This is a genomic window from Mesorhizobium vachelliae (assembly GCF_033977325.1).
Lineage (GTDB): Bacteria > Pseudomonadota > Alphaproteobacteria > Rhizobiales > Rhizobiaceae > Mesorhizobium > Mesorhizobium vachelliae.
Genome location: NZ_JAVIIR010000029.1, coordinates 24,413 through 31,619, shown reverse-complemented (window position 1 = coordinate 31,619; position 7,207 = coordinate 24,413). Strand labels below are relative to the sequence as shown.

The 7,207-nt window shown below is 58.3% G+C and carries 9 protein-coding genes; all 9 read left to right on the top strand.

Features of this window, described 5'->3' with window-relative positions:
* Positions 1-116 precede the first annotated feature (116 nt).
* The 9 genes from RFM41_RS32550 to RFM41_RS32510 all read left to right on the top strand — a co-directional run bounded on the left by RFM41_RS32550 (position 117) and on the right by RFM41_RS32510 (position 7,174).
* Entirely contained in the window at positions 117-833 is a 717-nt protein-coding gene (locus RFM41_RS32550) for an autoinducer binding domain-containing protein (protein ID WP_320253300.1), read from the top strand.
* A 93-nt stretch (positions 834-926) separates the two neighbouring features.
* Positions 927-1,103, top strand: coding sequence for a hypothetical protein (locus RFM41_RS32545; RefSeq protein ID WP_320253301.1), 177 nt, complete (start codon positions 927-929; stop codon positions 1,101-1,103).
* Positions 1,104-1,267: 164 nt separating this feature from the next.
* Positions 1,268-2,197: a LysR substrate-binding domain-containing protein gene (locus tag RFM41_RS32540; protein WP_320253302.1), complete on the top strand. Its 930-nt coding sequence runs from the start codon at positions 1,268-1,270 to the stop codon at positions 2,195-2,197.
* A 313-nt stretch (positions 2,198-2,510) separates the two neighbouring features.
* Complete coding sequence (locus RFM41_RS32535; RefSeq protein WP_320253303.1) at positions 2,511-3,359, top strand: 3-methyl-2-oxobutanoate hydroxymethyltransferase; 849 nt, start codon at positions 2,511-2,513, stop codon at positions 3,357-3,359.
* A 5-nt stretch (positions 3,360-3,364) separates the two neighbouring features.
* Positions 3,365-4,378, top strand: a complete 1,014-nt coding sequence (locus RFM41_RS32530) for a sterol desaturase family protein (protein WP_320253304.1) — start codon at positions 3,365-3,367, stop codon at positions 4,376-4,378.
* 62 nt (positions 4,379-4,440) lie between these two features.
* Positions 4,441-4,764 carry a 2Fe-2S iron-sulfur cluster-binding protein gene (locus RFM41_RS32525; protein ID WP_320253305.1) on the top strand — a complete coding sequence of 108 codons (324 nt, stop codon included), beginning with the start codon at positions 4,441-4,443 and terminating at the stop codon, positions 4,762-4,764.
* A gap of 61 nt (positions 4,765-4,825) precedes the next feature.
* Positions 4,826-6,067 carry an NAD(P)/FAD-dependent oxidoreductase gene (locus RFM41_RS32520; RefSeq protein ID WP_320253306.1) on the top strand — a complete coding sequence of 414 codons (1,242 nt, stop codon included), beginning with the start codon at positions 4,826-4,828 and terminating at the stop codon, positions 6,065-6,067.
* 366 nt (positions 6,068-6,433) lie between these two features.
* Positions 6,434-6,634 (top strand): LysR family transcriptional regulator, encoded by a 201-nt coding sequence (locus tag RFM41_RS32515; protein ID WP_320319341.1) that lies wholly within the window; start codon positions 6,434-6,436, stop codon positions 6,632-6,634.
* 162 nt (positions 6,635-6,796) lie between these two features.
* A complete protein-coding gene (locus RFM41_RS32510; protein ID WP_320253307.1) occupies positions 6,797-7,174 on the top strand; it encodes a LysR substrate-binding domain-containing protein in 378 nt (125 codons plus the stop codon).
* Positions 7,175-7,207: the final 33 nt, after the last annotated feature.

Here is a 7,207-nt window from a genome sequence, read left to right as displayed (position 1 = left end):
GAACATCGATGACCGCTGCTATCGCCGCTCGCTCGCTTCGGCGCTGTTGAGGAGCGCGCTCGCGAGCGGCTTCGTCACCGCCGAGCTACACCACTCAGCGGGACACGACCCAATTTGTGTTCGAGACGTTTCTGGAACGGCTGTCGGAAAGCGTCGACGAGCGAGGTTTTCGCGACGCCATGGCGCATGCTGCCGCAGCTTTCGATCTCGTCAGGTTCGCGTATCTGTCGCTGCCGCCGCGAGCTTCGGCAAGACCAAGGCTGATCTCGAATTATCCCTCTCGCTGGACATCTCGGTATCTAAGCAACCGCTACCACGTCGTCGATCCGGTGATCGCGCGGGCGCAGGGCGATCAGTCCGTGTTTCTATGGGGACTTCAGGACAGCCGGACCAGCCTGTCGCAGTTTGAGGGGAAGCTGTTCGACGAGGCGGCCGCTTTTGGCATCCGCTGCGGGCTGACGATCCCGATCCTCGACAAGCGCGGCAACGCCGCTGCCATGAGTTTTGCCGCCGACCGGCCGGATCCGGCGCTCCTGCGCGTTACCGAACGCTACGAAGACGCTTTCAGGTTCATGGCAACCTGCTTTCATGTCTGTGTCCGCCGCAAGCTCTCGGCCGATCGGGTGATCGACGGCGTCCAGCTGACACCTCGCGAGTATGAGTGCCTTGGATGGGCGGTGCAGGGCAAATCCGCTCGGGACATTGGTGGCATTCTTGGCATCAAGCGCCGGACGGCCGCCTTTCATCTCGAGAACGCCATCAAGAAGCTCGGCGTGCGCACTCGCACGCAAGCCGTGGCGCGGTTCTCCGCCTCCAGGAAGGTTCTCGGCTGACGCAGTCGTTTTGACCTGTACTGCTGCACAGGCTGTTTCAGCCTGATGCCTGGTCTTCAATGGCAGGGTCATTCCTGCCAGGAGGACCCAGTCATGCTGCAGCTCATCGCGCCAGAATGGAACGGCGACTTCGCCGACGAACTGCACGCCATGCGCCGCCTGCGCCACCATGTCTTCAAGCAGCGGCTCGACTGGGAGGTATCATGGACTATCCGAAAAAGCGGGCGCCAGATCGAGCCGCCGTCAAAAAACTACTCGCTGGGTAACTGAAAGGCCAAGCTGCCGGGATTCCACGAAGCCGCATTTGCAGGTTTTAGGTTGTAACTTTGGTCTTGGCGGGGCTGTTTGACGGTCCTTGCCTTGCATCTCTCCCGGTTCTCGCTACCAACTAAGCTATGCGAACAAAAACGGTATACCGGAACATTCAACGGCTCTTGCCGACCTTCGAAGCCGCCGCCAGAAAGGAAAGCTTCACTCTGGCGGGTGAAGAGGTCGGGCTGAGCCAAAGCTCCGTCAGTAAGCAGATAATGGAGCTTGAAAGCCGCTTGGGTCAGCCACTTTTCGTTCGCGCGCATAAACAGATCAGCCTGACCCCGGCTGGTCACAGACTGCTCAGAGCGTACAGCCTTGCGGCATCCCAAATCATCGATGCGCTAGAGGATCTCCTGCAAGAACGCTCTAAAAAACAGATCGTCCTTTCGACCTCCACGGCAAACGCGGCATTCATGCTATTGCCGCGCGTCGCCGAGGTGCGTGAATGCTTCCCTGGCGGCGAGATTTTTGTGGTGACATCGGACCCCCAAGGGATTGAAACCGCAGGTCAGGTCGATCTCGTGCTTTCATTTGGCAAACCCGATTTTTCCGATCTCAAGCTGCGTCCACTGTTTCGGGATATCTTGACCCCAGTTTGCAGCCCCGAGTTCATGGACAGGAAGGGACCGCTGCGACACGTTGACGATTTGTTGCGCTGCGAACTCCTGTATATGCAGGCTCAACATCCTTCTTGGATTGGCTGGCGCCAATGGCTGAGGCATTTCTCGCTTGAACTCCCAAAGAATCACCAGGCAATGGGCTTCAACAACTACTACAACACCATTCAAGCCTGCTTGGCCGGACAAGGTGTAGCTCTTGGCTGGCTGCGCCTTTTGGGCGACTCGCTGAGCAGCGGCCAGTTGGTGACACCGTTTCCTGAGTACGTGGAGACGGAAGATCAATATCACCTAGCCTGGCCTGCGCATCGGCGCCCCGAATTTGCAATCGAACCATTCGAGGAATGGCTATGGCGGCGGTACGGCGGGAATATTCCCGGCTTTACTCCTTCTGATGCCGAGAGAATTAGCCGCCCACCGGCCTCCCGGTTTTAAGAGGCCCGGGAGGACTCAGCAACGCTGCGTGCAAATCGGAGTCTGTCTCGCGTTGACGGACTAATCGGTGACGATTTCGCGCGACACAGAGAGTGCCTTCCAACTACGATCGGGACATCGACGACTTGCGGGAAAGCCCCTGCCCGCGAAAAGGCTGCCCAGCCACAAGCTCGTCCATTCTCGCAGTCATGAAATTCCTCCAAGGAATGCAAGGGGCAGGCACCTTTCATTTGATTCAGGGGCTTTTAGGCAACATCGTAGTCGCTAGGCAAGTCGGGCCTTCATTTCGAGACCTTGGGAGAAAGACTTAGGAATGCGCAATATTTTCACCTTCGGTCACCGTCCGGCTCAGAGAAATTGGACCGTTGCAGATTTGCGCGCCAACAAAGGCAAGCTGCAGCTGACCGAAGTGACGGCGATGAATGGCGACCAGGCGGCGCGGGCTGCCGCCGCTGGGATAGATACGATCATCACGCGCAGTCAAATGCTCAAGGAAGTGCGCGAGGCGGCGCCGAACACATTCATCACCGCCGCTCTCATGCTCGTCGATCATCCCACCGAGAACGACGTCCTTGAAGGCGCGATGCGGGCGATGGATCAAGGTGCAGACGCGCTCTACACCACGCGCAGCCTCGCTACGATCAGGATGTTAGCCGATCTCAACTTTCCGGTCATGGGCCATCTCGGATTGGTTCCGCCTTACAGCACCTGGATCGGAGGGTTGCGGGCTTACGGCACGACAGCGGACGAGGCGCTCAAATTAGCCGAACAGTTTCGCGCTATGGAAGAGGCCGGAGCATTCGCCGTTGAGGTCGAGCTGGTTCCTCAACAGGTGCTGGAAGAGCTCAACAAGCGCACGAGCCTTATCACCTTCTCGATCGGCTCTGGTTCCGGGGGAGACGTGACATTCCTGTTTTCCGAAGACATTTGTGGCGAAACTCCCAATCCGCCACGGCATGCCCGTGCCTATGGCAATGTACTTCGCCTGCAGCAGGAGATCGAGCTGGAACGCTCGAAAGCTCTCAGCGCCTTCCAGTTGGCGGTCCGCGAGGGCTCGTTCCCCTACAAAGATGTATCGGTCTCGTTGAAGGCCAATGAGCTTGAGGCCTTCCGGGCCCGGCTGGATGAAACGCGCCCCTGCGGCGCGCAGAGCAAAGGATAACGGATATGACGTTAGAGAGCACAACGCCCCGAGCGACCCTCCCAGGGAAATCGACCTGGAACTACCACCCCGATTTGCCGCTGCAGGACCGCTCGCTTTTTAACTTGAAACGCGGACCGATCCTTGGACTGAAGCTATTGTGGAAGTCCTGGCTACCGATATCGGATCGGCTGCTTGTGCTTGGCGTGTCGTTCTTGACGTGGTTCTACCTGTCGCCTTCATTGGAAACAGCGCGAACCTTTGCATTTGATTGGATCGCAGCCGTCTATCTGCGCAACCTCGCGCTGATGGTCCTGGTGGCAGGAGGGATGCATCTCTATCTCTACACATTCAAAAGGCAAGGCAATCATCTGCGGTACGATGCCCGGCCGTTCCACAAGAAAAACAACCTGTTCACGTTCAACAGCCAATTCCTGGACAACGTCTTCTGGTCGATTGCAAGCGGGGTGACAATCTGGACCACGTATGAAGTTGCTGGCCTGTGGGCATACGCCAACGGCTATATTCCAATGCTGGATTTTACTGGCCACCCGGTATGGTTTGTCCTCTGGTTTGTCGTTTTGCCAATCTATGGCGTATTTCACTTTTACTGGATACATCGCTTGCTGCATTGCGGACCGCTGTACAATAAGGTCCATTCCCTGCATCATCGAAATGTGAACGTCGGCCCATGGTCTGGTATGTCGATGCATCCAGTCGAGCATATCGGCTATCTAAGTTCCGTTCTGATCCATGCGATGATCCCATCCCATCCGGTACACTTCATCTTCCAGCTGCAGCAGAAGGTACTTCTGGCCATCACTTCGCACGCGGGCTACGAGACTGTAACTGCTGGAGAAAACAGCGATGCTGGACTCAAGGTGGGGGACTTTTTCCATCAGCTCCACCACCGTTACTTTGAGTGCAACTATGGTGAGCCCGAGGTGCCGTGCGATAAATGGTTCGGCACTTTCCATGACGGTACGGAAGAGGCGACGGCCCGCACGCGGGTCCGCTTGAAAGAAATGCGAAAGAAATAAAATGACGAGCGCGGCGATTTTAGTCACCATGCCGTTGGTAGCACAAGTCTAGGAAGATCGTGATGATCAAGATTACTTATGTAGAACATAATGGCCGAGCGCATGTGGTGGACGTTCCCCGCGGATGCACGGTCATGGAAGGAGCCCGAGACAATGGCATCCCGGGTATCGAGGCGGATTGTGGCGGAGCATGTGCTTGCGCCACCTGTCACGTGTATGTCGATCTAAACTGGGTCGAAAAGCTCCCCCCGAAGGAGGCGATGGAACAGGATATGCTGGACTTCGCCTACGAGCCCGATCCGGCCCGCTCGCGGCTAACTTGTCAGATTAGGGTCAACGAAGCATTGGAAGGACTAATTCTTCACATGCCGGAAAAGCAGGTGTGAGCTCGCCGGTAATCGTCGCACGCAAGGGCGGGCTGGCCCGATCCGCGAAGGGAATTTTGTCATGACCGGCATTGTAATCGTCGGCGCGGGGCAAGCCGGAGCATCGCTTGCAGCCAAGATCCGGGCTTTGGGTTACGATGGCCCGGTAACGCTCATTGGTGAAGAGCCCGCGCCGCCCTATCAACGGCCCCCACTGTCCAAAGGCTACCTCCTTCGAGAAATGGGCCTGGAACGGCTCTACCTTCGAGCGCCCTCGTTCTGGAAAGAGAATGAAATCAGTCTCAAGCTGGCCTCGCCTGTTACGTCGATCGATCGTTCGACCAGGATGGTGCGAGTGGGCGATGAGCCGATCCCTTATGACAAGCTGGCGCTGACGACGGGTTCCAGGCCGCGACGAATTCCGCCGACCGCGGGCGGCAGTCTGAAAGGTGTGTATACCATCCGTACGCTCGCCGATATCGATGCGATGGGTACGGAATTCCAGTCCGGGCGGAAGCTCCTCATTGTCGGAGGTGGGTATCTAGGGCTTGAGGCAGCCGCCGTGGGGGTGAAACTTGGGCTTGAGCTTACGCTTATTGAAATGGCCCCTCGGATTCTCCAGCGCGTTGCGGCGCCGCCGACGTCAGACTACTTCCGTAGCCTGCACTCCAACCACGGCGTTAAGATCTTTGAGAACATGGGACTCGACCGTCTGACAGGCCGAGGTCATGTATCTGGCGCAGTGCTCTCCAATGGCATGAACCTTCCGATTGACTTCGTCATTGTCGCCATTGGAGTCACCCCTAGAGCCGGCCTCGCCGAGGAAGCAGGCCTCGCGATCGAAAATGGCATCCGAACCGACGGCCAGGGGCGCACTTCGGACCCCAGCATTTGGTCAGCCGGCGAGTGCGCCTCCTTCCCCTATGACGGCAGGCGCATCCGACTTGAGAGCGTCGGCAATGCGATCGACCATGCCGAGCTGGTAGCCGGAAACATGCTCGGTGCATCGGAGAACTATAGGGCGAAGCCTTGGTTCTGGTCGGATCAGTATGATGTCAAGCTGCAGATAGCGGGGCTGAACACTGGCTACGACCGGATCGTCGAACGAAAGGGCGATCATGAGCAGTCACAGTCGATCTGGTACTACAAGGGGGGTCGGCTCCTGGCTCTCGATGCAATGAATGACCCGCGCGCCTACATGGTCGGCAAACGGATCATAGAAGCCGGGCAGACCGTCGCACCTGAGCACGTTTTGGATCCTTCAAAGGATGTCAAAACTCTTCTCTCAGGGGCAACAAAGGTCTCGCAAGCATCTGCAGCCTGAGCCCCCTATGCGTCGGCATCAGCTTCTATGATGTGGGACCATTGTGCGAACGGCGGCGCTTGCGCGCGCTCTCAACCTATCGCCGCCATTGTGCCGCGGCGTTACCCAGTCAAACTATTGTGGCAAACTCAACTTGGCGATGGAGCCGGCGCCGATCGCCCTCATTCTTGTTGGCAACCGGGGATTTTGCCAGTGGTCCCGATAGACCTTCGCGAAATGCGAGGTTGAGGTGAACCAGCACGTCATCGCAATTTCCGTCGCGCCGCGCGATCATCGAAAATTGGGAGCCTAGATGATTCGTCGCTATATGACCTGCCGCCCCTGACCACCTTCGCGGTTTTCGAGGCTTCTGTCCGGCACCCGTCATTGGCTGCTTCAGAATTGAATGTCACTCCGGGTGCGGTAAGCCGGCAGATCAAGGCGATCGAGGACGAGCTCGGCGTTCCGCTGGTCACCGATTGGGAACTGGCGTGGTCCTCACAAGCGCCGGCGAAGACCTTTACAGCGTGTTGGCCAGCGGCTTTTCGCGAGCGGGTGACGGAATGTGAAGCGAGGCGATCGTTCTAAGAACGTCACGCTGGCCTGCACGGACGCCTTCGCGCCGATGTGGCTAATCCCGCGCATGCCGGAGTTCTGGACGCGGTACCGGGACATTGCCGTCGAGCACCTGATCTCGGACAATCCTCGCGACTACCGCCGCGCCGAGGTCGAACCGGCATCCGGTACGGATTGGGATCGTGGTCCGACGAGAATGCCGAGCTGCTTTTCGACGAAACGATCTACCCCGTTTGCGGCCCGGGATTTGCGAGCAAGCATCGCGATGCAACGGCGGAGTCGCTGGCAGACCTGCCGCTGCTGCATGTTGATTGGGTTCCTCCCGACTGGGCCGGCTGGGACGAGGTCTTGCGGCGCGCAGGCGTCCCGCACGGTCCGACTCGCGGCAGGAGCTTCGGCAAGTTCTTCGTGGCGCTCCAGGCCGCCCGGGCCGACCAAGGGGTTGCCGTCGGGTGGCATCGCCTGGTCAAGGCACAGATCAAAGAAGGGAAACTGGTCAGGTTGACGGACCTCGAGCTGCCGGCACCGGGCGGCTACTATCTCACCTGGTAATCGCACGCTTTTGCCTGCCGCAGAGAGCCTGCG